This is a genomic window from Paraburkholderia xenovorans, from assembly GCF_046030735.1.
GTDB classification, from domain to species: domain Bacteria; phylum Pseudomonadota; class Gammaproteobacteria; order Burkholderiales; family Burkholderiaceae; genus Paraburkholderia; species Paraburkholderia xenovorans_A.
The window spans coordinates 247,698-272,954 of sequence record NZ_JAQQBV010000005.1; the positions used below are offsets into that span (position 1 = coordinate 247,698).

Below are 25,257 nucleotides of genomic sequence, written 5' to 3' on the forward strand. Positions count from 1 at the left end.
CACGCGCGGATGGCCGAGCTATCTCGATAGTCTAAACAAAAAAAGACGGGCCGAAGCCCGTCTTCCATGCTTTGAAGCCGATGTTCACCTGAGCGCGAATCAGATCGTGCCGAGTTCGCGGCGCAGAAACTCGTGGAAGTGCTGCATGCCGTCTTCCATCGGGCTCTGATACGGGCCGACCTGCGATTCGCCGCGAGCCATCAGCGCGCGGCGGCCGGCGTCCATGCGCTCGGCGATTTCGTCGTCTTCGCGGGCCGTTTCCATGTAGGCGGCGCGCTCGGCTTCGACAAACTCGCGTTCGAACAGCGCGATTTCCTCAGGGTAATAGAACTCCACCACATTGGTGGTTTTCTGCGGACCGCGCGGGATCAGCCACGACACAACCAGCACGTGCGGATACCACTCGATCATGATGCCGGGGTAATACACCATCCAGATCGCGCCGAACTCAGGCGGATTGCCGCCGCGGAAGCGCAAGACCTCGTCGTGCCATTTGCGGTACGTCGGGCTGCCCGGCTGCTCCAGATCTTTGTGCACACCGACTGTCTGCACGCTATACCACTCGCCGAACTCCCACGTCAGGTCGTCGCAATTGACGAAGCTGCCGAGGCCCGGATGGAACGGCGCGACGTGGTAGTCCTCCAGATAGACCTCGATGAAGGTCTTCCAGTTGTAGTTGCACTCGTGCACCTCGACGTGATCGAACATGAAGCCCGAAAAGTCGAAGTGCTGTTTGGTGCCGAGTCTGGCCAGATCGCGTGCGACATCGCGCCCCTGCGCTTCGAACAGCAAGCCTTGCCAGTTCTGCAGCGGCGTAGCGCCGAGATTCAGGCAGGGGTTGTCGGCGAAATGCGGCGCGCCGAGGAGCTCGCCGTTCAGATCGTAGGTCCAGCGATGCAGCGGACAGACGATGTTCTCCGCCTGGCCGCGGCCGTTGAGCATGATGGCTTGCCGGTGGCGGCACACGTTCGACAGCAGCTCGACTTGCGACTGCTGGTTACGGACGAGCACACGCCCTTCGCTCTCGCTCGGCAAAGCGAAATAATTTCCCGCTTCGGGCACCATGAGATCGTGGCCGATGTAGCGAGGACCTTTCTTGAAAAGGGTGTCGATTTCGCGCGTTAGAAGCGCTTCGTCAAAGTAAGCCGTGACTGGCAGCTGGCTGTGGACAGACCGCAACTGCAATGCATTGCTCAGATTGGACATTCCCACTCCCGTGAAGACGTGAAAGCAGTGAACAACCCAACCATCGATGGATTCGATTTAGGGAGCCCGCGATTATACCCGTTTCCCCTTCCTTGGGGCGCTTAAGTGCCTGATTTGGGTCAAAAATGTCAAGGAAGTTCGCTGTTTTCGCCGCAGACTGATCGTTTTTTTTCTGCGAGACTGGTAAGGCGGTGAAGGGGACGCAGGCGGGTAAACAGGTGGCGAGCGGATCGGAAATGTCGCTTTTGCCGTAGAATGTCCGACTTGTTTTAATTTTGCGACTATTCATGGCGAAGACCGCATCGAAAGATACTGCTGCCACGCCAGCCGAAGGCGTCGACACGACACCGCTGCCCGAGAACTACGAGGCCGCTCAGGCGGAGCTGGAAGGGCTGGTTGCGCGCATGGAAAGCGGCAATCTGAGCCTCGAAGAGTCGCTTGGCGCCTACCGGCGCGGTGCGGCTCTGGTGGCGTTCTGCCAGCAGCAGCTCGAAAAGGTCGAACAGCAGGTGCGCGTGCTCGACGGCGAGACGCTCAAGCCGCTGCCAGTGAATAGCGCAGGCACAGCCGCTGCTGAAAGCGGGGACGACCTATGACATTCGAACAATGGACGCGCGCAACACTCGAACGCGTCGAAACGGCACTGGAGCACTACCTGCCGACCGAGGCCACCGAGCCCGCCGGGCTGCATGAAGCGATGCGCTACGCGGTGCTGGGCGGCGGCAAGCGGGTGCGCCCGCTGCTGTGCCACGCGGCCGGCGAGCTGACCGGCGCGCGCGCCGAATGCCTCGACGCGGCGGCGGCGGCGCTGGAAATGATCCACGTGTACTCGCTGGTGCACGACGACATGCCGTGCATGGACGACGACGCGCTGCGTCGCGGCAAGCCTACGGTGCATGTCCAATATGACGAAGCAACGGCTTTGCTGGTCGGCGACGCGCTGCAATCGCAGGCGTTCGTCGCGCTGACGTCGGACGTGCTTGCGCCGGCGCAGCAGGCATCGCTGGTGCGCGAACTGGCGCTCGCGAGCGGCTCGATCGGCATGTGCGGCGGTCAGGCGATCGATCTGGCCAGCGTCGGCCACGCGTTGACGCGCGCGCAACTCGAAACCATGCACCGGATGAAAACCGGCGCGTTGCTGCGTGCTGCGGTGCGCATGGGCGCGCTGGCGGGCGAAACGCCGGATGCAGACGCCATGCGTTCGCTGGACGCGTACTCGGCTGCGGTCGGCCTCGCGTTTCAGGTCGTCGACGATATTCTCGACGTCACGACCGATTCCGCGACGCTCGGCAAGACGGCGGGTAAAGACGCGAAGGACGGCAAGCCGACCTACGTGTCGATTATTGGGCTAGAGGCGTCGCGGGCGCTCGCAGCGCAGTTGCGCAGCGACGCTCACGCTGCGATCGCGCCGTTTGGCGCGCGCGCGCAGCGGCTGGCCGAATTGGCCGACCTGGTGGTGAACCGGGTCAGCTAAACGCGAAAGCCCGCCGCCGCGCACCTCATTGTGTCGAGGTGCATGTATGAAGTGCGGGCGCGTAAGTTTTCCTACAATGGAACGACGATGTACGACTTGCTGAAAACCATCGACGACCCGGCGGCCTTGCGCCGCCTGGAGCGCCGCCAATTGCAACCGCTTGCCGACGAGTTGCGTGCCTTTGTGCTCGACAGCGTATCGCAGACGGGCGGCCATCTTTCGTCCAACCTCGGCACGGTCGAGTTGACCATTGCTCTGCACTACGTGTTCGACACGCCGCGCGACCGGATCGTCTGGGACGTGGGCCATCAAACCTATCCGCACAAGATCCTGACGGGCCGCCGCGACCAGATGCACACGCTGCGTCAGCTCGGCGGCATCTCGGGCTTCCCGAAGCGCGACGAATCCGAATACGACACCTTCGGCACCGCTCACTCCAGCACCTCGATCTCGGCTGCGCTCGGCATGGCGGTCGCGAGCAAGCTGCAGGGCGACAACCGGACGGGCATCGCGGTGATCGGCGACGGCGCGATGACCGCCGGCATGGCGTTCGAGGCGATGAACAACGCGGGTGTCGAAGACGACGTGCCGCTGCTCGTCATCCTGAACGACAACGACATGTCGATTTCGCCGCCGGTGGGCGCGCTGAATCGCCATCTGGCGCGCCTGATGTCGGGCCGCTTCTACGCGGCCGCACGGGCCGGCGTCGAGCGTGTGTTGCGCGTCGCGCCGCCTATGCTCGATCTGGCTCGCAAGCTCGAAGAACACGCGAAGGGCATGATCGTGCCGGCGACGCTGTTCGAAGAGTTCGGTTTCAACTACATCGGCCCGATCGACGGTCACGATCTCGATTCGCTGATCCCGACGCTGCAGAACATCAAGGAATTGCGCGGTCCGCAATTCCTGCACGTGGTCACCAAGAAAGGCCAGGGCTACAAGCTTGCCGAGGCCGATCCGGTGCTGTACCACGGTCCGGGCAAGTTCAATCCGGCAGAGGGCATCAAGCCTGCCACCACGCCGTCGAAGAAGACCTACACGCAAGTGTTCGGCGAATGGCTGTGCGACGCGGCCGAACTGGACGCGCGCGTGGTCGGCATCACGCCAGCCATGCGTGAAGGCTCGGGCATGGTCGAGTTCGAGAAGCGCTTTCCGGATCGTTACTTCGACGTCGGCATCGCCGAGCAGCATGCGGTAACGTTCGCCGGCGGACTGGCCGCTGAAGGCATGAAGCCGGTGGTCGCGATTTACTCGACCTTCCTGCAACGTGCTTACGACCAGCTGATTCACGACGTCGCGCTGCAAAATCTGCCGGTGGTGTTCGCGATCGACCGCGCCGGTCTGGTCGGCGCGGACGGCGCCACGCACGCCGGCGCCTATGATCTGGCGTTCCTGCGCTGCATCCCGAACATGACGGTGATGGCCGCGTCGGACGAAAACGAATGCCGTCAGATGTTGTACACGGCATTGCAGCAGCCGAACCCGACGGCCGTGCGCTATCCACGCGGCGCCGGTACGGGCGTAGCCACCGTCAAGCAGATGGTGGCGTTGCCGCTCGGCAAGGGCGAGGTTCGTCGCGAGACGTCGCAGCCGGCGGGCAAGCGGATTGCGATTCTGGCGTTCGGCACGATGGTCGCGCCGTCGCTGGCGGCAGCCGAGCAACTCGACGCCACGGTCGCCAACATGCGCTTCGTCAAACCGCTGGACGCCGCGTTGGTCCGCCAGTTGGCCGAAACGCACGATGCGATCGTTACGGTCGAAGAAGGCTGCGTGATGGGCGGCGCAGGTTCGGCTTGTGTCGAAGCGCTGCTTGAAAGCGGCGTGATTCGCCCGGTGTTGCAATTGGGCTTGCCGGATCGCTTCATCGATCATGGCGACCCGGCCAAGCTGTTGTCCGCGTGCGGTCTGGATGCCGCGGGCATCGCCAAGTCGATTCGCGAGCGCTTTCTGACGAGTGGCGCGCTTGCGGGTCAAGCGTCGGTGAAGCGCGTCGCCTGAGTTGTAGCGTCTGATTGGCGGCAGCTTTATTGCGCGTGGATCTGCTGCCGCCTCGCCGCGTATTGTGTGCCGCGCGGCTATGGCGGCAATAGCAATCTCCAACTTGAATCGATGAGCCTTCGGGTTCATCATCCGACGCCGGCCAAGGCCGGCGTTTGCCGTTGAGCGCCCTGCTCCGCACGGCCGCTGAGAGTCTCCGAATCCGTCGTTGGTCGACACGTTCGGGGCGATGCCCCTGGAGGGACTTCCTGCGGAGCGGAAAACCTGGAGCGGCCCGGCGTTTTCCTCAAAGGACAAGAACATGAACCAGATGAACCCCGCCTTTGTCATGCCCGACGTGCAGAGCACGCCGGATACGCGTCAGATCCCGATCCAGCGCGTCGGCGTCAAGGCCGTGCGTCATCCGTTGACGGTGCGTACGCAAGGTGGCGACGTGCAGCCGACGGTAGGCACATGGAATCTCGACGTGCATCTGCCGGCCGATCAGAAGGGCACGCACATGTCGCGTTTCGTCGCGTTGCTCGAAGAGAATAAGGCGCCGCTCGAACCGGCCACGTTTCGCACGATGCTCGCTTCGATGCTCGAAAAGCTCGAGGCTGAAGCCGGCCGGATCGAAGTGTCGTTCCCTTACTTCGTCAACAAGACCGCGCCGGTGTCGGGCGTGCAAAGCCTGCTCGACTACGAAGTCACGCTGACGGGCGAAACCCGCAACGGTGCAACGCGTCTGTTCCTGCAAGTGCTGGTGCCGGTCACGAGCCTGTGCCCGTGTTCGAAGAAGATCTCGCAGTACGGCGCGCACAATCAGCGCTCGCATGTCACGATCAACGCCGAGCTGGCGGGCGATGTCGCGGTCGAGGAGTTGATCCGCATCGCCGAGGAAGAAGCCTCGTGCGAACTGTGGGGCTTGCTGAAGCGCCCGGACGAAAAGTTCGTCACCGAGCGTGCGTACGAGAATCCGAAGTTTGTCGAAGATCTGGTGCGCGACGTTGCGCAGCGGCTGAATGCGGACGAGCGGATCGTCGGGTATGTGCTCGAAGCCGAGAATTTCGAGTCGATTCACAATCACAGCGCTTACGCTGTGATCGAGCGGGATAAGCGGGTGGGTTGAGCGATGCGTTCGCTCGCGGTCGCTTCGTTCGTGATGGCTGAAAAAAACCGCTTCATTTCTGTGAGCTGAAGCGGTTTTTTTATGCGCCTGGCTTTGCGCGTTTGTCTTCGCGTGTGGCGAGATCGCAGGTTTTCTACCGTGCGAGCGAAGTCAGATCCCAGCGCGGCTTGACCGTGAACGCGTAGTCTTTGCCCGATTGATCGGGCCAGCGTTGCAGCCTCAACGCGCCCGCGAGAGCAATCATCGCGCCGTTGTCCGTACACAGCGACAAATCCGGGTAATGCACGAAGAAGTTGCGCTTCTTCGCGGCAGCGGACAGCGCGTCACGCAGTTGACGGTTCGCGCCGACGCCGCCTGCCACCACCAGCCGGTTCAGCTTGGTCCGCTTGAGCGCGGCCAGCGATTTCGCCGCCAGCACTTCGACGGCGGCATCGACGAATCCGCGCGCCAGATCCGCTTTCGCCTGCTCGCAGATATTCGCTCCGCCGAGTTTTTTGGCGTGCGTGAGAACCGCGGTTTTCAAACCGCTGAAACTGAAATCGAGATCGCCGGAATGGAGCATCGGCCGCGGCAGGACGACCGCGCCGGGCGTGCCGAACTCAGCCATACGCGACACTTCCGGGCCGCCGGGGTAACCCAGGCCGAGCAGTTTGGCGGTTTTGTCGAAGGCTTCACCGGCGGCGTCGTCCAGCGTTTCGCCGAGCGTCTCGTAGACGCCCACGTCGGTCACGCGCATCAGTTGCGTATGGCCGCCCGACACCAGCAGCGCGACGAACGGAAACGGTGGCGGCTCATCCACCAGCAACGGCGACAGCAAATGCCCTTCGAGGTGGTGAATGCCGATGGTCGGCTTGTCCCACGCCATCGCCAGCGCATTGGCGACGCTTGCGCCGACCAGCAGCGCGCCCGCGAGGCCCGGCCCCTGGGTGTAGGCGATCGCGTCGATGTCGCCGCGCACGGTGCCCGCGCGTTCCATCACCTCTTCGAGCAGCGGCAGCGCGCGACGGATATGGTCGCGCGAGGCCAGTTCCGGCACCACGCCGCCGTACTCCCGGTGCATCGCAATTTGCGAATGCAGCGCGTGCGCGAGCAGGCCGCGCTCTGTGTCGTAGAGCGCGAGACCGGTTTCGTCGCAGGAGCTTTCGATGCCGAGTACGAGCATGATGAGTGGACCAGAACGGGCGTTCGAACACGCCCGAAAGTGAAAAGCCAAGCCTAAAAGTATAGCAGCGCGGGCAGGCCGCCGCAGACGCGCAGGTACAATGCGGCCCCATGGAATCCTTCGATATTGCGGTAATCGGCGCGGGCGCGGCCGGCATGATGTGCGCGGCGGTGGCCGGGCAGCTCGGCCGTCGCGTGGTGCTGATCGACCACTCGCAACGCCTCGCGGAAAAGATCCGCATTTCCGGCGGCGGCCGCTGCAACTTCACGAACCTGTACGCTGGACCGGCCAATTATCTGTCGGCGAATCCGCATTTCTGCCGTTCGGCGTTGGCCCGTTACACGCCGCGCGATTTCATGGCGCTGCTCAAGCGCCATCACGTGACGTGGCACGAGAAGCACAAAGGACAACTGTTCTGCGACCAGTCGAGCGACGCGATCATCGACGTGCTCAAGCGCGAGTGCGACGCCGGTGGGATCGCGTGGCGTACCCCGCTCGCGGTCGAACAGGTGCGCCAGGATGCCGAAGGGCGCTTCACGCTGGACACGCAGTCGGGTCCGATCGCCGTGCGCGCCTTGGTGGTCGCGACCGGCGGCCTGTCGATCCCCAAAATCGGCGCGACGGATTTCGCTTACCGGCTCGCGAAGCAGTTCGGCCACAAGCTGATCGACACGCGTCCGGCGCTGGTTCCGCTTACGTTCGCCGCAGCCGATTGGGAGCCGTTTGCGGCGTTGTCCGGGGTGTCCCTCGAGGTGCAACTCGCGACCGGCAACAAAAAAACCGGCGCGGAATTCAACGAAGACCTGCTGCTCACGCACCGCGGCCTCTCGGGTCCCGGCGTTCTGCAGATCTCGAGCTACTGGCAGCCGGGCGAGCCGATTCATCTCAATCTGCTGCCCGAACAGGACGCTACAACGGCGTTGCTCGAAGCAAAAACCGGCACGAAGCGCCAGATCGCCAGCCTGCTGTCGGAATGGGTGCCGCAACGGCTCGCACACGTTTGGCTGGAAACACATCAGGTTCCCGCCGAGGCCCGCGTCGCCGATTTGCCGGACAAGACGCTGCGCCGCGTCGGTGAGGCGTTGTCGCGCTGGACGCTCACCCCGAACGGCACCGAGGGTTATCGCAAGGCCGAGGTGACGCGCGGCGGTGTCGACACGCGCGAACTGTCTTCGTCGACGATGATGAGCGCCCGGGCCCCCGGCCTGTACTTCATCGGCGAGGCGGTCGACGTGACCGGCTGGCTCGGCGGCTACAATTTCCAGTGGGCCTGGGCCTCCGGCGTGGCGGCCGGCCAGGCGGCCGCGGAGCATGTCCGGGGGGCTTGACGGCGCAATGGCTTTGTGAGAAAGCTCTGCTATACTCCTGAACCTTTACAAAGTTCCGTTATTGAAAAATGACGACCATCCGCGTAAAAGACAACGAGCCGTTTGAAGTCGCCATGCGCCGCTTCAAGCGCACGATGGAGAAAAACGGGCTGCTAACGGAACTACGCGCCCGGGAGTTTTACGAAAAGCCCACGGCGGAACGCAAACGCAAGAAAGCGGCTGCAGTGAAGCGTCATTTCAAGCGTCTGCGTGGCCAGATGCTGCCAAAGAAGTTCTACTGATTCTGGCGTTGCCGCGGTTCCCGTCGAACGGAGCGGCGACATTCAACCGGCGGCGGCGCGCGAGGCGCTGTCGCGGATAACACGGCCCTTCGGGCCAGCCGGCAGGGTCGCATCCACTACGCACATTGCGCCAACCCGCTTGAGGAAGCAGTCCCAAGCGGGCCGTTTGTGTTGAGGCAGCGGATTGGCGCGATCGGCCGGCCGGTTTTTAAATTTCAACGCATTCAGGTGAGTGATGAGTCTCAAAGACCGGATCAACGACGATATGAAAGCCGCCATGCGGGCGCGTGAGACCGAGCGTCTCGGCACCATCCGCCTGCTGCTCGCCGCGATCAAGCAACGTGAAGTCGACGAGCGCATCACGCTCGACGATACGGCGATCACCGCCGTGGTCGACAAGATGATCAAGCAGCGCAAGGACTCGATCAGCCAGTTCGAAGCGGCTGCCCGCACCGATCTCGCCGACAAGGAAAAGGCCGAACTGGCCATCCTGACCGCCTATATGCCGGAGCAGTTGTCCGACGCGGAGATCGTTGCCGAAGTCCAGGCGGCAGTCGCGCAAACCGGCGCCGCCGGCCCGCAGGACATGGGCAAGGTGATGGGCGTGCTGAAGCCGAAGCTGGCCGGCCGTGCCGACATGACCGCGGTGTCGGCGCAAGTCAAAGCCGCGCTCGCGAAGTAATTTCCGTTTTCCCGGTCTGCGCACGCGGTCGTTCGATGGCGCGCGCAGCATCGAGCTTTTTTAGGTAGCGTCATTTACTGTGATTCCACCGTCATTCCTGCAGGATCTGCTCAACCGCGTCGATATCGTCGACGTGGTCGGCAAGTTTGTGCAGCTGAAAAAGGGCGGCGCGAACTTCATGGGGCTTTGTCCGTTTCATAACGAGAAAAGCCCCTCGTTTACGGTTAGTCCGACTAAACAGTTCTATCACTGCTTCGGCTGCGGCGCGCACGGTACGGCGATCGGCTTCCTGATGGAGCATGTGGGCTCCACGTTTCCGGAAGCGGTCAACGAACTGGCGCAATCCGTCGGTTTGACCGTGCCGAACGAGCCGTCGCCCGGCTATGGCGGCAGCGGCGGCTCCGGCGGTTATGCGCCGGCGGCGTCCAAAGCGGTCACCACGGCACTGTCCGACGTGATGCAAACCGCCTGCGATTACTACCGCAAGCAACTGCGCGGCGCGCCGGTCGCCATCCAGTATCTGAAGAAACGTGGGCTGACCGGCGAGATCGCCGCCCGCTTCGGGCTCGGCTACGCGCCGGACGGCTGGCAAAACCTCGAAACCGCATTTCCTGACTATCGGGATGATTCGCTGGTCGAATCGGGGCTCGTGATCGTCAGCGAAAAATCGGATGCACAGGGCCAGAATCGCCGTTACGACCGCTTTCGCGAGCGGATCATGTTCCCGATCCGCAATGTGAAAGGGCAGGTAATCGGCTTTGGCGGCCGCGTGCTGGACGGCGGCGAGCCGAAATATTTGAATTCCCCCGAAACGCCTTTATTTAACAAAGGCAGCGAGCTGTACGGGCTCTTCGAAGCGCGGCTCGCGATTCGTGAACAGCACTATGTGCTGGTTGTCGAAGGCTACATGGACGTGGTCGCGCTGGCCCAGTTGGGGTTCCAGAACGCGGTTGCCACGCTCGGAACGGCTTGCACGCCGATTCATGTGCAGAAATTGATGCGTCAGACCGAAACGGTCATTTTCAGTTTCGACGGCGATTCGGCCGGCCGGCGCGCCGCGCGTCGGGCGCTCGACGCCTGTCTGCCGCACGCGGCGGACAACCGGACCATCCGCTTCCTGTTCCTGCCGTCCGAGCACGATCCGGACAGCTACGTGCGCGAATACGGCACCGAGGCGTTTGCCGAGCAGGTCGAGCGCGCCATGCCGTTATCGCAATTCATGCTGAACGAAGTGCTGACCGGCAAGGAGCTGGATCAGCCGGAGGGCCGGGCGCGCGCGCTGTTCGACGCGAAGCCCTTGCTGCAGGCGTTGCCGGCGAATGCGCTGCGCGCGCAGATCATGCATATGTTCGCCGACCGGCTCGACGTGCCGTTCGACGAAGTTGCCGCGCTTTGCGAAGTCGACGCGCGGATCGCGGCGGCCGCCCGGGCAGCGCCGGCGCGCAAAGACCGACGCAGCGTCACGGGAATCGAGGAAAAAACGCTGCGCAATCTGGTCATGTACCCGCGCACGGTCGCGGTGCTCGACGAGGAGGCCGAACAGGCGCTGCTCACAGTCACCCGCCACGGCGAACTGTTCGAGGAAGTGACGACGCATGCCCGCGCGCTGGGCGATTCCGCGGAATTCCAACTGCTGTCCGACCTATTGCGAAACGGCGCAAACGCCCCAACTTTCGAGGAAATCTTTCGCAAAATTCTGGACTATGATGAAAACGTTCGGGATTTGCTGCTGAAAGACCCGGAGGACGCAATCGTCATCGAGGAGCGGCGCGAGCAGGAGAGGATCGTCGGCGAGGAGCTGAGGGCCGCGATTCTGAAGATGCGATACGACGCTTATTGCGATCGTCTCGAGCAGCTTTCGCGGCAATCGCGGCACACGCCGGAGGAGTTTGCGGAGCTGTCGAGCCTGAACCAGAAACGGGCTGACATGAAGCGCCAGCTCGGGCTGTAAGCAGGAACGGCGGAACCTGAGTGCTATAATTAAAGGTTTCTAGCGGTTTGTTTTTCAAGGGTTTTCCTAGCAAAGGCGAAAAGGCGATGCGATGGCAAAGACGACAGGCGGAAATACGGGCGGAAAGAAAGCAACGGCCTCGAGCTCCAGTGAGCGGACTAGAAAGGTCACCGAGGCCAAGTTAGTTTCTTCTGTCAGAAAAGCGTCTGCGGTCAGCGTCACACCTGCTGCCGGGAAGAAATCATCGACCTCTTCCGCTGCGCGAGCGGAGCCGGTCAGGGGGGCGAAAGCCGCTCAGCCGGCCACGAGACGGCCGAGTGCCAGTAGTGCAAGGGAAGCGGCTGCCGCGCAGGACAATGCGGCAGTGCGCGAGACTTCAGTATCCACGGTTCAACCGGCTGTTGTCCACCAGCCGCGAGTCGAGACTACAGCCGGTACGGCGAACTCCATGACGAAAAAGCTGAATGAAGTACCCGTCGATGACGATGCAACCCAGACCGAAGAGACCCCTGCCGCCGTTCCGGGCAAGGTCGAAAAGGTCAAGGCTCGCGACCGTCGTGCAAAGGAAAAAGCGCTGCTGAAAGACGCTTTTGCGTCGTCCCAGCCGGGCACCGTCGAGGAACTCGAAGAGCGCCGTTCCAAACTGCGCGCGCTGATCAAGCTCGGCAAGGAACGCGGCTTCCTCACGTATGCTGAAATCAACGATCACCTCCCGGACAACTTCACTGAAACCGAGGCGATCGAAGGCATCATCAGCACGTTCAACGACATGGGCGTGGCCGTGTATGAACAGGCCCCCGACGCCGAAACGCTGCTGCTGAACGACAATGCGCCCGCGGCTTCGTCGGACGACGAAGTGGAAGAGGAAGCGGAAGTCGCGCTCTCCACGGTCGATTCCGAATTCGGCCGCACCACCGACCCGGTCCGCATGTACATGCGTGAAATGGGTACGGTCGAGCTGCTCACGCGTGAAGGCGAAATCGAAATCGCGAAGCGGATCGAAGACGGCCTGAAGCACATGGTGATGGCTATCTCCGCGTGCCCGACCACGATCGCCGACATTCTGGCCATGGCCGAGCGTGTCGCGAACGAAGAAATCCGCATCGACGAACTGGTCGACGGCCTGATCGACGCCAACGCGGAAGACGCCGACGGCTTCTCCGCACAGGAAGCGGAAGCGATCGAGAGCGAGGACGAGGAAGTCGAAGAAGACGACGCCGAAGACGAGGAAGACGACGACGGCGCCGCGCAGGCCACGGCCAACGCAGCGCAAATGGAAGCGTTGAAGCGGGCGTCGCTCGAAAAATTCGCGATGATCAGCGAATGGTTCGACAAGATGCGCCGCGCGTTCGAGAAGGAAGGCTACAAATCCAAGTCGTATCTGAAGGCGCAGGAAACGATTCAAAACGAACTGATGACGATCCGCTTCACCGCGCGGACCGTCGAGCGTCTGTGCGATACGTTGCGCGCGCAAGTGGACGAAGTGCGTCAGGTCGAGCGTCAGATTCTGCATACGGTGGTCGACAAGTGCGGGATGCCGCGCGCCGAGTTCATCGCGCGTTTCCCGGGCAGCGAGACGGATCTCGAATGGGCCGACAAGATCGTCGGCGAGGGTCATGCGTACAGCGCGATCCTTACGCGTAACATTCCGGCGATCCGCGAACAGCAGCAACGTTTGCTCGACTTGCAGGCGCGCGTCGTTCTGCCGCTGAAGGACCTGAAGGAAACCAACCGTCAGATGGCGGCCGGCGAACTGAAGGCGCGTCAGGCCAAGCGTGAAATGACCGAGGCGAATCTGCGTCTCGTGATCTCGATCGCGAAGAAGTACACGAACCGTGGTTTGCAGTTCCTCGACCTGATTCAGGAAGGCAACATCGGCCTGATGAAAGCGGTGGACAAGTTCGAATACCGGCGCGGCTACAAGTTCTCCACGTACGCAACGTGGTGGATTCGTCAGGCCATCACGCGGTCGATTGCTGACCAGGCGCGCACAATCCGCATTCCGGTTCACATGATCGAAACGATCAACAAGATGAACCGCATTTCGCGTCAGATTCTGCAGGAAACCGGTCTCGAGCCGGATCCCGCAACGCTGGCGGAAAAGATGGAGATGCCGGAAGACAAGATCCGCAAGATCATGAAGATCGCGAAGGAGCCGATCTCGATGGAAACGCCGATCGGTGACGACGACGATTCGCATCTGGGCGACTTCATCGAAGATACGAACACGGTTGCGCCGGCGGACGCGGCGTTGCATGCCAGCATGCGCGATGTCGTGAAAGACGTGCTCGATTCGCTCACACCGCGCGAAGCAAAAGTGCTGCGCATGCGTTTCGGTATCGAGATGAGCACCGATCACACGCTCGAAGAAGTCGGTAAGCAGTTCGACGTGACGCGTGAACGGATCCGTCAGATCGAGGCGAAGGCGCTGCGCAAGCTGCGTCACCCGAGCCGTTCCGACAAGCTGAAATCGTTCCTCGAAGGGAATTGATTCACGCACGCGGGTCGTAGCAAATGATGTTGCAGTTTGAAGGGGCCTCCCGGTCGTTTTGCGCAAGCGAAGCGGTTGCGGAGGCCCCTTTTTCGTGTAGTATGTCGGCCAATCAGCGAAAAGGCCCGACTCTCATAACGGGCCTTTTCCATCTTGGGCCGGACGCCGTGCTGGTTGCAGGCAGCGGACTCATAATCCGCCTCCGAAAGGACACCGTCGGTTCGACTCCGACCCGGCCCACCATCTGCTGTTTCAACAAAACTTCCCCGGGCGTTCTGCCCAAGCCGCTTCTTGAGCGCGCTTTCGTTTACCCAAACTTTTGAGCATTAACTTTGACCGCAGCAGCAGCCGCCGCCGCTCGGGTCTCGACGTTAAGTTTGATGAACACATGCTCCAGATGTTTGTTCACCGTGCGCGCGGCCATGCCGAGGATCTCGCCGATATCGCGATTGGTCTTTCCGCGTGAAAGCCACAACAACACTTCGGCCTCGCGGTTTGTCAGGCCGAAGCGGGCGATCAGGCTGGTCGCTTGCGTAGCGTCGTTGTATTCGTCGAGCACGAGAAGCCAGTCGCCTTGCGCGGCGCGGCCCAGCACACGAACGCTGTGACGGATGCTGCCTTCGACAGTATCGAAGCTGGCCTGCAGATCGCAGCCTGCGTCGCTCCAGCTCGAAAACCACTGATGCAGCACGCCAGGCAGCGCCGAGTCGATGAGCGTATCCGTCGTATAACGCGCGAGCCGCTCGCGAGCCAGTTCGCTCAGCCATCGTATCGTGCCGTCTTCCGCGACGATCAGCGCCGCGCGCATGCCGATCTCCAGCGCCATGTCCATATGCCGTTGTTGCCGCGAGCGCTGCACATGGGCGGCGATGCGCGCGACGACTTCGCTGGGCTTGACCGGTTTCAGCACATAGTCGATGCCGCCGACGCGAAAGCCGTGCACCACATGCTCGCTTTCCGTCAACGCGGTCATGAAGATCACCGGTAGATGGCGATTGCGCGGATCGGCCTTGATATGCCTGCATGTCTCGAAGCCATCCATGCCGGGCATCAGCGCGTCGAGCAGCACGACATCGGGTGTGACGCGCGCGAGACGTTGCAATGCCGATTGCCCGTCCAGTGCGACGAGCACCGCATAACCGGCATCGATCAACGTATCGGAGAGCAGCGCGAGATTGTCCGGGGTGTCGTCGACGATCAGCACGACCGTGCGTCCGTCGGGAAGCTCGGGCAGACTCGTCGCGTCGCAGGAAACTTGAAAATCGTCATGCATTGGGATCGGTCGCCTGCAATGGCGCCAGCACGCGCGCGAGTTCGGAGAGTCTGAACCGCCGCGCCAGCGCGCGCAGCGGATCGAGCAGTGCGGCGAGTTCCGGCGCCTGGTGCTCAGCAGCGTCCAGTTGTTCGATAAAGCCCTGCATGTAGCCCAGATCCAGCGTCGAGCGCAGATTGTCGAGCACGGAAGCGGGCAGCGCGGTGAGCGCTTGCGGCGAAATCGACACGTCATCGGAAGGTGCGGACGACTCCGCGATCCATTCCAATCCGAGCAGCGTGGACATCTTGTCGAGCAACAACGGAAGATGGACCGGCTTGGCGAGATAGTCGTCACAGCCCGCTGCCGCGCCTTTCTCACGATCGTCGGCAAACGCGTTGGCGGAAAGAATCAGAATCGGCGCGCTCGACAGATGATTGTCGCGAATCAGGCGGCTCGCCTCGAAGCCGTCCATGGCCGGCATGGCGACGTCCATCATGATCAGGTCGGCCGTGCCGGTGGCCAGCCATTGCAGCGCTTGCGGGCCGTCGGCGACCTCGACGATCTCGACGCCAAGCGGCCCGAGCGTCTGCGTGATAATGCGGCGCTGCTCGGCGAGGTCGTCGACGACGAGAACCGTGCGCCGTTCGCCCAGATAGCCTCTGATATTGAATTGAGCGTGCGAGAGGCGCATCGGCGCACGCACTTCCGATGCGAACAGCTTGACGATGAAACGCGTGCCTTTGCCGACTTCGCTCTGCACCTGCAAGCTGCCGCCCATCAGCTCGGTCAGCAGACGGCAGATGGTGAGACCGAGGCCCGCGCCGTGGTCGTGCTCACGGGCCGCGGTGCCGCGTTCGAACGGCAGGAACAAGCGCTCCAGTTCGGCGGCGGGAATGCCCGGACCCGTGTCGGCGATTTCGAACGTCAGCGTTTCCCACGCATAGCCCGCGCGTACTTTCACCGATCCGTACTGTGTGAAGCGAATCGCATTGCCGATCAGGTTGATGAGAATCTGCCGCACGCGCTTCTCGTCGATACGCACTACTTCCGGTATGCGCCCGGTAGTCTGAAAGTCGAATGCGAGGCCTTTGTCGGTGGCTTGCGGTTCGAGCATCGCGGTGAGTTGCGCATTGAAGTCCGGCAGCGGCACTTCGGTGACGTTCAACTGAAGCTTGCCGGATTCGATACGCGCGACATCGAGCAACCCATCCACCAGGGCAAGCAGATGCTCGCCGCTGCGATAGATCGTCGCCACTGCTTCGCGACGCGCAGGCGGCAAGTCGCCCGACGCCTGCAACAGCAATTGCGCGTAGCCGAGAATGCTGTTGAGCGGCGTTCGCAACTCATGGCTCAAACCCGTGACGTAACGGCTTTTTGCGCGATTGGCGGCCTCGGCGGCGGCGCTGGCTTGCTGAAGCGCAGCGTCGGTTTTCTGGTGAGCTTCGATTTCCTGCATCAGCAATTCGGCCTGACGCTGCAGCTCTTCCTGCGTGACCTTGCGGTTTTCATTCGCGAGCACGAGCCACCACGCTGCGATACAGCCGACCAGCGCGAGTGCGAAGAACACGTCCACGTAGCCATGTAGCAGCGCGTGACGCGTCATGGTGTCGAGATCGGACAGCGCGCTGACGCTCTGATACCACTGCATCGACAGCACGCCGCCGAGCAGGCCGAGTCCGACGATCACCAGGCCGAGATACTGCGTGATGCGCAACCCCGCACGGCCGAGTTGCAAGCGCGGAAACAGCTTATGCGCCGATTGCCCCAACTGCGTCCCCAAACGCGCATGCGGCTTGCAGGAGTCGTTGCAGCGCGAATCGAGCGAGCAGCATAGCGAGCAGATGGAGCCGGCATACGCGGGGCAATGCGCCATGTCTTCGCGCTCGAAGGTGTTTTCGCAGATCACGCAGCGCAGCGTCGCGCCGGGCGCGAGTGAGCGGTCGTCGCGTGCGAGATAGAAGCGTCCTTTCGTCGCGATCGCGATGAGCGGCGCGCACACGAACGCCAGCGACAACGCGATGAACGAAGACAACGCCTCCGCAACCGGCCCGAACACGCCCGCGTGCGAAAGCGCCGCGACCACGGACGCAATCAGCATCGCGCCGATGCCGACCGGATTCACGTCGTACAGATGCGCGCGCTTGAACTCGATATACGACGGGCTGAGTTTGAGCGGCTTGTTAATGACCAGATCGCCGACGAGCGCGCCGATCCACGCGATCGCCACGTTCGAATACAACGCGAGCACTTTGCTGATGGCTTCGAACACGCCCATCTCGACGAGCAATAGCGCGATCAGCACGTTGAACACGAGCCACACCACACGCCCCGGGTGACTATGCGTGAGACGAGCAAAGAAGTTGGACCAGGCGAGCGATCCCGCATACGCATTGGTCACGTTGATCTTGATCTGCGACACGATGACGAACAGCACCATCGCAGCGAGCGCGCTTTCGGGCGAGCGGAACACGTATTGATAGGCGACCAGATACATCTGCGTCGGCTCGACCGCTTTGGCGGGATCGATCTCGTGCTGGATCGCAAGAAACGCGAGGAAGGCGCCGCCGAGCATCTTCAACGCGCCGGGCACGATCCAGCCGGGCCCGGCCGCGATCAGCGCGACCCACCAGCGCACCCGATTCTTCTCGGTGCACGGCGGCAGAAAACGCAGATAGTCCACTTGCTCGCCGATTTGCGCGATGAGCGACAACGCAACCGTGCAACCGGCACCGAACGCGAACAGATCGAACTTGCGGCCGTCACCGCCAATACCGCCGAATGTGAACCAGTCCGTGAGCGCGTGCGGCTCGCGCCAGAGCACCGCCGCATACGGCACGATCAGCAGCACGATCCACAACGGCTGCGTCCATCCCTGCAAACGGTTGATAAACGTGATGCCGAACGTCACCACCGGAATGATGACGAGCGCGCTGATCAGATAAGCGACCGACAACGGTATGCCGATGTACAACTCCAGCGCGAGCGACATGATGGCCGCTTCGAGCGCGAAAAAAACGAAAGTGAAAACGGCATAGATCAGCGACGTCAGCGTCGAGCCGAGATAGCCGAAGCCCGCGCCTCGCGTGAGCAAGTCCATGTCGACGCCGAAACGCGCGGCGTAATAGCTGATCGGCAGGCCCGTCAGAAAGATCAGCAGCGCGGCAGCCAGAATCGCACAGACCGCCGTGGTGAAGCCGTAATTGACGACCAGCGAGCCGCCGATCGCTTCCAGTGCGAGAAAAGACACGGCGCCCATCGCCGTATTGGCGACGCGCAGTTCCGACCAGCGCCGAAAGCCGCGCGGCGTAAACCGCAGCGCGTAGTCCTCCAGCGTCTCGTCCGCGACCCACGCGTTGTAGTCGCGGCGGATCTTCACGATGCGTTGCGTGCCGCCCGCTGAAGCGCGCGACGCCCCGGCTTGGGTCGAGGAATCGGCGTCACGAGAAGAGGGTGAATCTTTCTGGTGCATCGGAAGTTGGCGTCGGCGAATTCCAGGCGGATGGGGCTCTTCATGCAAAAAGCATTCCATTCGAATGGCCTTTCTTCCCTGATCGTGGGATTCATGCGATCGCGGGCGCGTCGAGTCGGACCCGATTATATGAAGCGCTTTTTTTGAACTCCCTACGTCAATCGACGTATTCAACCGCGCAAATTGGCTCCCTACATTTCGTTCCGACAACGACGCCGCCAGCCGACCGAGCGCGGGTCTACCGGTCACGACCACAGGAGAATCCGATGTCGCACGACGATCACAACGACCAGTCCGAACAGGTTTTGCCTTCGGCCATGCGCCGCAAGCTGCTGATGAGCCTTGCCGCCGCGCCCGCACTCGCGGTGCCGACGCTCGGCTGGGCGCAGCAGTATCCGACCGCGAAGGTGAACACGACGAAGCTCGCCGTGACCGACACCGAAGTGACGGTGGGTCAGTTGCACTCCGCCACCGGCACGATGGCGATCTCCGAAACCGGCTCGATTCAGGCCGAGCGCCTCGCGATCGAACAGATCAACGCGGCGGGCGGGATTCTTGGCCGCAAGATCAAGATCATCCAGGAAGACGGCGCGTCCGACTGGCCGACCTTCGCCGAGAAGTCGAAGAAGCTGCTGGAGAACGATCACGTTGCCGCGGTGTTCGGATGCTGGACGTCGGCTTCGCGCAAGGCCGTGCTGCCGATTTTCGAGCGCGATAACGGGCTTTTGTATTACCCGACTTTCTATGAAGGTCTGGAGCAGTCGAAGAACGTGTTCTACACCGGTCAGGAAGCGACGCAGCAGATTCTCTGGGGCCTGAACTGGGCGAATCAGACGAAGAAGGCGAAGAGCTTCTTCCTGATCGGTTCGGACTACATCTGGCCGCGCACGTCGAACAAGATCGCGCGCAAGCATATCGAAGGGCACTTGCAGGGCTGCAAGGTGGTGGGCGAGGAGTACTACCCGCTCGGCACGACCAATTTCAACTCGCTGATCAACAAGATCAAGATCGCGAAGCCTGATTGCATCTACGCGATCATCGTCGGCGGTTCGAACGTCGCGTTCTACAAGCAGTTGAAGGCAGCGGGCATCACTGCGGACAAGCAGTTCCTGCTGACCATCTCCGTGACCGAAGACGAAGTGCTCGGCATCGGCGGCGAAAACGTCGCGGGCTTCTATTCGGCGATGAAGTACTTCGAGTCGCTCGACAACGACAACAACAAAAAATTCGTCGCGGCATTCAAGGCGAAATACGGTCCGAAGTCCGTGATCGGCGACGTGACGCAGGCGGCGTATCTCGGGCCGTGGTTGTGGAAAGCCGCGGTCGAAAAGGCCGGCAGCTTCGATGTCGACAAGGTCGTGGCGGCCTCGCCCGGTATCGAGTTGAAGACCGCGCCCGAAGGCTACGTGAAGATCCACGCGAACCATCACTTGTGGAGCCGCACGCGTATCGGTGAAGCGCAGGCCGACGGGCAATTCAAGGTGGTCGCGGAGTCGCCGGATCTGATCGAGCCGAACCCGTTCCCGAAGGGTTACCAGTAAGCATGTTCATACCGCTCGTGTCGTGCGATGCGAGCGGCTTTCATTCCAGGAGAGACGCATGTCGGCTTCGGACATTCTCAACATCACGCTGATGCAGGGCTTTGCGGGCTTGAGTCTCTTCAGCGTTCTGTTGCTGATGGGCCTCGGGCTCGCGGTGATTTTCGGGCAGATGGGTGTGATCAACATGGCGCATGGCGAGTTCATGACGATCGGCGCCTACACCATCTACATGTTTTCGCAACTCGCGGACAATCTGTGGCCCGGTTTCAGGCCGGTCTATTTTCCGCTCGCGATCGTCGTTGCATTCGTGATTGCGTTCGCGGTCGGCTGGCTCGCGGAGTGGTTGCTGATTCGCCATCTCTACAAGCGGCCGCTCGATACTTTGCTCGCGACCTGGGGCCTGAGCCTCGGCATGCAGCAGGTGTTTCGCTCGACCTTCGGGCCGAAGGAAGTCAGCCCGAATCTGCCGGAATGGCTGATGGGCTCGTGGTCGCCTAAGCCGGGTCTCGACATTCCGATCAATGGCCTGTTCGTGATGTCGCTCGCGGTGCTGATGACGGGCGGCCTGCTGCTCGCGTTATATCGCGCGCGCTGGGGGCTGCGGGTTCGGGCCACGGTCGCGAACCGTCAGATGGCGAACGCGGCAGGCATCGACACGAAGAAAACCGACCGCGTGACCTTCGCGATCGGCTGCGGGATGGCGGGCGTCGCGGGTGCGGCGTTCACGGCCATCGGTTCGACCGGGCCGACGAGCGGTTCGCTCTACATCGTCGACTCGTTTCTGGTCGTCACGTTCGGCGGCGCGGCGAGTCTGCTGGGCACGGTGGCATCCGCATTCGGCATCGCGCAGATGCAGTCGATCAGCGAGTTCTTCCTGACCGGATCGTCGGCGCGCGTGGTGACGCTGCTCACCATCGTCATCGTGTTGATGCTGCGGCCTCAAGGACTTTTTGCTTCGAAGGTGCGCCGTGTCTGATTCGTCCATTCATTCGATGCAACCCGGAGAAACGACCATGAACCCTTCCGCCGAAACGTCGGGCGACACGCCAGCGCCCAGCGCCATGGGCTGGCTGCGACGTTCGTTCGTTCATAGCGGCGGCTACGGCAGCTTCATCGTGCTGGCGCTCGTGATACTCGTCGTGTTTCCGCTCACGCTCGACGTGTTTCGCCTGAACCTGATGGGCAAGTACCTGACGTATGCGTTCGTCGCCGTGGGCCTCGTACTGGCGTGGGGCTATGGCGGCGTGTTGAGCCTCGGACAAGGGGTGTTCTTCGGTCTCGGCGGCTATTGCATGGCGATGTTCCTGAAGCTCGAAGCGTCCGATCCCATCAGCACGAAGATTCAATCCACGCCCGGCATTCCCGATTTCATGGACTGGAACCAGCTCACCGCGCTGCCGTTGTGGTGGAAGCCGTTTCACTCGCTGCCGTTCTCGATGCTCGCGGTGCTCGTGGTGCCGGGCGTGCTCGCATTCATCATCAGCTTCGCCATGTTCAAGCGGCGTGTGGGCGGCGTGTACTTCGCGATCATCACGCAGGCCGTCGCGCTGATTCTGTCGGTGCTGATCATCGGACAGCAGGGTTATACGGGCGGCGTGAACGGCATTACCGATTTGCGCACGCTGCTCGGCTGGGATATTCGCGGCGATCACGCGAAGCTGATTCTGTACTTCGTCAATGCGGTGCTGTTGCTCGCGGCCATTCTGTGCTGCCGGCGCGTGACGCACAGCAAGCTCGGCACGCTGTTGCTCGCGATGCGCGACAAGGAAGACCGTGTGCGCTTCTCGGGTTACGACGTCGCGATGTTCAAGGTCTTCGCGTTCTGCGTGGCGGCAATGCTCGCCGCGATCGGCGGCGCGATGTTCACGCTGCAAGTGGGTTTCATGTCGCCTTCGTTCGTGGGCATCGTGCCGTCGATCGAAATGGTGATCTACGCGGCGGTGGGCGGCCGCATGTCGCTGGTCGGCGCAGTGTATGGCGCGATCCTCGTGAATCTCGGCAAGACGTGGTTCTCCGAGAGCTTTCCTAACCTGTGGCTCTTTCTGATGGCGGCGCTTTTCATCGGCGTGGTGATGGCGTTCCCGAACGGCCTTGCCGGTCTCTACGAAAGCCACGTGAAGCCGTGGCTCATGCGCCGCGGCGCAAGGGGCGCGTGATGAGCAATACCGATTTCGTTCTCGCGGTCGAAGGCTTGTCCGTCTCGTTCGACGGCTTCAAGGCGGTCGACGATCTCAATCTCTATGTGGATCGCGGCGAGCTGCGTGTGGTGATCGGACCGAACGGCGCGGGCAAGACGACGCTGCTCGATCTGATCTGCGGCAAGACGCGTGCGACCGAAGGCAGCATCAAGTTCTGCAATGAAGAGATGACGCTTCTGCCCGAGTATCGGCGCGTGCGCAAAGGCATTGGACGAAAGTTTCAGACGCCGTCGATCTACGAGAACCTGTCCGTGTTTCAGAACCTCGAAGTGTCGTTTCCGCGCGGACGTGGCGTGTTCGGTGCGCTCGCGTTCCGTCGCACCGACGACGTGCTCGACCGCGTGAAGAGCGTCGCGCAGGAGATCGGCCTCGACAGGCAGCTCGATCTCGAAGCGGGTCTGCTCTCGCACGGCCAGAAACAATGGCTCGAAATCGGCATGTTGCTCATGCAGGAGCCGGAGCTTCTGATGCTCGACGAACCCATTGCGGGTATGAGCGTACGCGAGCGCGAGATCACCGCTGATCTGCTTAAACGCATCTGCCTGAATCGTTCCATGATCGTCATCGAGCACGACATGGCATTCGTCGAACAGATCGCGCACAAGGTCACCGTGATGCATCAGGGCAAGATTCTCGCGGAAGGTCCGATGGACAAGGTGCAATCCGATCCACGCGTGATCGACGTGTATCTCGGTCATTAAATCATCGAGGAGACCGGCATGCTGAATGTCGACGAAGTATTCGTGAGTTACGGGCAGAGCGAGGCGCTGCACGGTATCAGCTTCGCAGCCGCGAAGAACGAGGCCGTGGCGATCATGGGCCGCAACGGCATGGGCAAGACCACGCTGTTCAAATCGCTGATGGGCATTCTGCCGCTGAAAGCGGGCGCGGTGAGCGTGGACGGACAGGATGTCTCGCGCGACGAAAGCTTCAGACGCGTGGCGAAGGGTATCGCCTATGTGCCGCAAGGGCGGCAGATATTCGGCACGCTGACGGTGGAGGAGAACATCGAAACGGGTCTGGAAAACGCGCGCGACAAACACATTCCCGACGAAATCTACTCACTGTTTCCTGTGCTTTACGACATGCGCCGACGCAAGGGCGGCAATCTGTCGGGCGGTCAACAGCAGCAGCTCGCGATAGCGCGCGCGCTCGTCACGCAGCCGAAGGTGCTGTTGCTCGACGAGCCGACCGAAGGCATTCAGCCGTCGATCATCAAGGACATCGCCAAGGCGTTGAACGAGATCCGCAAGCTGCGCGATATCACGATCGTGGTCTCCGAGCAGGTGCTGAGTTTCGCGCTCGATGTGGCGGATCGGCTGTTCGTGATCGAAGGCGGGCGGCTCGTGCATGAGACCGCGCGCGACCAGGTGGACACCGCAAAAATCCGCGAGTATTTGTCGGTTTAAGCCGACCGTATGCGCTTTTATTAAGGTTACCAAGGAGAGTTTGCAATGGCTGATACCTTGATCAAGGTCGACCTGAACCAGTCGGCCTACGACAACGAGAACATTCACAACCGCTGGCACCCGGATATTCCGATGGCGTGCTGGGTCAATCCCGGCGACGACTTCATTCTCGAAACCTACGACTGGACCGGCGGTTTCATTCAGAACAACGACAGCGCGGACGACGTGCGCGATATCGACCTGTCGATCGTGCATTTTCTGTCCGGCCCGGTCGGTGTGAAGGGCGCGGAGCCGGGCGATCTGCTGGTGGTGGATCTGCTCGACATCGGTACGAAAGCAGAGAGCCAATGGGGCTTTAACGGCTTCTTCTCGAAGCAGAACGGCGGCGGTTTTCTCACCGATCACTTCCCGCATGCACAAAAATCGATCTGGGACTTCCACGGTCTCTTCACGAGTTCGCGCCATATTCCCGGCGTGAACTTCGCGGGCCTGATTCATCCGGGGCTGATCGGCTGCCTGCCGGATCCCAAAATGCTCGCGACCTGGAACGAACGGGAAGCCGCATTGATCGCAACCGATCCGAACCGCGTGCCGGGTCTCGCGAATCCGCCGTTCGCCGCGACCGCGCACATGGGCAAGCTGACAGGCGACGCGAAAGCCGCTGCCGCCGCCGACGGCGCGCGCACGGTGCCGCCGCGTGAACACGGCGGCAACTGCGATATCAAGGACCTGTCGCGTGGTTCGAAGGTGTACTTCCCTGTGTATGTGGATGGCGCGGGCCTCTCCGTCGGCGATCTTCACTTCAGCCAGGGCGATGGCGAAATCACTTTCTGCGGCGCGATCGAGATGGCGGGATGGGTTCATATGAAGGTCGAACTCATCAAGGGCGGCATGGCGAAGTACGGCATCAAGAACCCGATCTTCAGACCGAGCCCGATCACGCCGAATTACAACGACTATCTGATTTTCGAAGGTATCTCGGTCGACGAAAGCGGTAAGCAGCATTATCTCGACGTGCATATCGCGTATCGTCAGGCGTGCCTCAATGCGATCGAATATCTGAAGAAGTTCGGTTATTCCGGAGCACAAGCGTATTCGATTCTCGGCACTGCGCCGGTGCAAGGGCATATCAGCGGCGTGGTCGACGTGCCCAACGCGTGCGCGACGCTCTGGTTGCCCACGCAGATTTTCGATTTCGATATTCGCCCCGGTGCCGACGGCCCGATCAGGCACATCAAGGGCGATGTCGATATGCCGCTGTCGTTGGACATCGTCTGAAGCGGAATGCCCGCGGCGTCATGAAGCCGCGGGCGATTCATTGAAGGAGCATCACATGCCGACTTACGATTATCGCTGCGACACGTGCGGCGTATTCGCCGCACTGCGCCGAATCTCCGAGCGCGATGCCGCGTCGCCCTGCCCGTCGTGCGGCAAGCTCGCGCAGCGTACGCTCAGCGTGCCTGCGTTGTCGCTGATGGCGAGCACCCAGCGCGTCGCGCATCAGACCAACGAGCGTGCCTCGCACGCGCCGCATCGTCATGGGCCAGGCTGCGGATGCAGTTCGAAGCCCAAGCTCGCGACATCGTCGCCTGCCGGATTGAAGGGTAACGGCGGCGGCCGGCCGTGGATGATAAGCCACTAGCGTATTGGCCCAGGATGGGAGCTTTCGTTTTCCGGTGAGTTGTTTGGCGCTGCTGCGCCGCTTTT

At 61.9% G+C, this 25,257-nt stretch carries 20 protein-coding genes and 1 tRNA gene; 17 read left to right on the forward strand and 4 right to left on the reverse strand.

Features of this window, described 5'->3' with window-relative positions; all coding sequences use genetic code 11:
• Positions 1-99: 99 nt before the first annotated feature.
• Positions 100-1,206, reverse strand: coding sequence for a putrescine 2-hydroxylase Put2H (gene put2H, locus PQQ51_RS07240; RefSeq protein ID WP_408496037.1), 1,107 nt, complete (start codon positions 1,204-1,206; stop codon positions 100-102).
• Positions 1,207-1,493: 287 nt separating this feature from the next.
• Here put2H and PQQ51_RS07245 point away from each other — a divergent pair, with 287 nt between their 5' ends.
• The 4 genes from PQQ51_RS07245 (at position 1,494) to folE2 (ending at position 5,783) form a co-directional block, all read left to right on the forward strand.
• Positions 1,494-1,802, forward strand: a complete 309-nt coding sequence (locus tag PQQ51_RS07245; protein WP_408496039.1) for an exodeoxyribonuclease VII small subunit — start codon at positions 1,494-1,496, stop codon at positions 1,800-1,802.
• Entirely contained in the window at positions 1,799-2,680 is an 882-nt protein-coding gene (locus PQQ51_RS07250; RefSeq protein ID WP_408496041.1) for a polyprenyl synthetase family protein, read from the forward strand. Before PQQ51_RS07245 ends, PQQ51_RS07250 begins: the two co-directional genes overlap by 4 nt.
• An 87-nt stretch (positions 2,681-2,767) precedes the next feature.
• Positions 2,768-4,675 carry a 1-deoxy-D-xylulose-5-phosphate synthase gene (gene dxs, locus PQQ51_RS07255; protein ID WP_408496044.1) on the forward strand — a complete coding sequence of 636 codons (1,908 nt, stop codon included), beginning with the start codon at positions 2,768-2,770 and terminating at the stop codon, positions 4,673-4,675.
• Positions 4,676-4,976: 301 nt separating this feature from the next.
• Positions 4,977-5,783 (forward strand): GTP cyclohydrolase FolE2, encoded by an 807-nt coding sequence (folE2, locus tag PQQ51_RS07260; protein WP_408496046.1) that lies wholly within the window; start codon positions 4,977-4,979, stop codon positions 5,781-5,783.
• A 133-nt stretch (positions 5,784-5,916) separates the two neighbouring features.
• Here the strand turns inward: folE2 and tsaD are convergent, their stop codons facing one another.
• The gene (tsaD, locus tag PQQ51_RS07265) at positions 5,917-6,945 is read right to left on the reverse strand and encodes a tRNA (adenosine(37)-N6)-threonylcarbamoyltransferase complex transferase subunit TsaD (RefSeq protein ID WP_408496048.1); all 1,029 of its coding nucleotides are present in this window, start codon (positions 6,943-6,945) and stop codon (positions 5,917-5,919) included.
• Between the two features lie 110 nt (positions 6,946-7,055).
• Between tsaD and PQQ51_RS07270 the strand changes: the two genes are divergently transcribed.
• From PQQ51_RS07270 to PQQ51_RS07295, 6 genes are all read left to right on the forward strand, one after another.
• Positions 7,056-8,273 carry a BaiN/RdsA family NAD(P)/FAD-dependent oxidoreductase gene (locus tag PQQ51_RS07270; RefSeq protein ID WP_408496050.1) on the forward strand — a complete coding sequence of 406 codons (1,218 nt, stop codon included), beginning with the start codon at positions 7,056-7,058 and terminating at the stop codon, positions 8,271-8,273.
• A gap of 68 nt (positions 8,274-8,341) precedes the next feature.
• Positions 8,342-8,554, forward strand: a complete 213-nt coding sequence (gene rpsU / locus PQQ51_RS07275) for a 30S ribosomal protein S21 (RefSeq protein WP_028196180.1) — start codon at positions 8,342-8,344, stop codon at positions 8,552-8,554.
• A 235-nt stretch (positions 8,555-8,789) separates the two neighbouring features.
• Positions 8,790-9,236 carry a GatB/YqeY domain-containing protein gene (locus PQQ51_RS07280; protein ID WP_408496052.1) on the forward strand — a complete coding sequence of 149 codons (447 nt, stop codon included), beginning with the start codon at positions 8,790-8,792 and terminating at the stop codon, positions 9,234-9,236.
• Positions 9,237-9,315: 79 nt separating this feature from the next.
• Positions 9,316-11,187: a DNA primase gene (dnaG, locus tag PQQ51_RS07285; RefSeq protein ID WP_408496054.1), complete on the forward strand. Its 1,872-nt coding sequence runs from the start codon at positions 9,316-9,318 to the stop codon at positions 11,185-11,187.
• Between the two features lie 91 nt (positions 11,188-11,278).
• Entirely contained in the window at positions 11,279-13,678 is a 2,400-nt protein-coding gene (rpoD, locus tag PQQ51_RS07290; protein ID WP_408496056.1) for an RNA polymerase sigma factor RpoD, read from the forward strand.
• Positions 13,679-13,833: 155 nt separating this feature from the next.
• A tRNA-Ile gene (locus PQQ51_RS07295) sits at positions 13,834-13,921 on the forward strand.
• 64 nt (positions 13,922-13,985) lie between these two features.
• Here the strand turns inward: PQQ51_RS07295 and PQQ51_RS07300 are convergent.
• Together PQQ51_RS07300 and PQQ51_RS07305 are read right to left on the reverse strand one after the other, a co-directional pair.
• Entirely contained in the window at positions 13,986-14,951 is a 966-nt protein-coding gene (locus PQQ51_RS07300; protein ID WP_408496058.1) for a response regulator, read from the reverse strand.
• Complete coding sequence (locus PQQ51_RS07305; RefSeq protein ID WP_408496060.1) at positions 14,944-18,462, reverse strand: ATP-binding protein; 3,519 nt, start codon at positions 18,460-18,462, stop codon at positions 14,944-14,946. The genes PQQ51_RS07300 and PQQ51_RS07305 overlap by 8 nt, the downstream gene beginning before the upstream one ends.
• A 206-nt stretch (positions 18,463-18,668) precedes the next feature.
• Between PQQ51_RS07305 and urtA the strand changes: the two genes are divergently transcribed.
• The 7 genes from urtA (at position 18,669) to PQQ51_RS07340 (ending at position 25,192) form a co-directional block, all read left to right on the forward strand.
• The gene (gene urtA / locus PQQ51_RS07310) at positions 18,669-19,943 is read left to right on the forward strand and encodes an urea ABC transporter substrate-binding protein (protein WP_408496062.1); all 1,275 of its coding nucleotides are present in this window, start codon (positions 18,669-18,671) and stop codon (positions 19,941-19,943) included.
• Between the two features lie 58 nt (positions 19,944-20,001).
• Positions 20,002-20,919, forward strand: coding sequence for an urea ABC transporter permease subunit UrtB (gene urtB, locus PQQ51_RS07315; RefSeq protein WP_408496064.1), 918 nt, complete (start codon positions 20,002-20,004; stop codon positions 20,917-20,919).
• Between the two features lie 85 nt (positions 20,920-21,004).
• A complete protein-coding gene (gene urtC, locus PQQ51_RS07320; protein ID WP_408496094.1) occupies positions 21,005-22,099 on the forward strand; it encodes an urea ABC transporter permease subunit UrtC in 1,095 nt (364 codons plus the stop codon).
• Positions 22,099-22,842 carry an urea ABC transporter ATP-binding protein UrtD gene (gene urtD / locus PQQ51_RS07325; protein ID WP_408496066.1) on the forward strand — a complete coding sequence of 248 codons (744 nt, stop codon included), beginning with the start codon at positions 22,099-22,101 and terminating at the stop codon, positions 22,840-22,842. The genes urtC and urtD overlap by 1 nt, the downstream gene beginning before the upstream one ends.
• An 18-nt stretch (positions 22,843-22,860) precedes the next feature.
• Positions 22,861-23,550, forward strand: coding sequence for an urea ABC transporter ATP-binding subunit UrtE (gene urtE / locus PQQ51_RS07330; RefSeq protein WP_408496068.1), 690 nt, complete (start codon positions 22,861-22,863; stop codon positions 23,548-23,550).
• Positions 23,551-23,595: 45 nt separating this feature from the next.
• Positions 23,596-24,828, forward strand: coding sequence for a formamidase (fmdA, locus tag PQQ51_RS07335; RefSeq protein ID WP_408496069.1), 1,233 nt, complete (start codon positions 23,596-23,598; stop codon positions 24,826-24,828).
• A gap of 55 nt (positions 24,829-24,883) precedes the next feature.
• Complete coding sequence (locus tag PQQ51_RS07340; RefSeq protein ID WP_408496071.1) at positions 24,884-25,192, forward strand: FmdB family zinc ribbon protein; 309 nt, start codon at positions 24,884-24,886, stop codon at positions 25,190-25,192.
• Positions 25,193-25,257 lie beyond the last annotated feature (65 nt).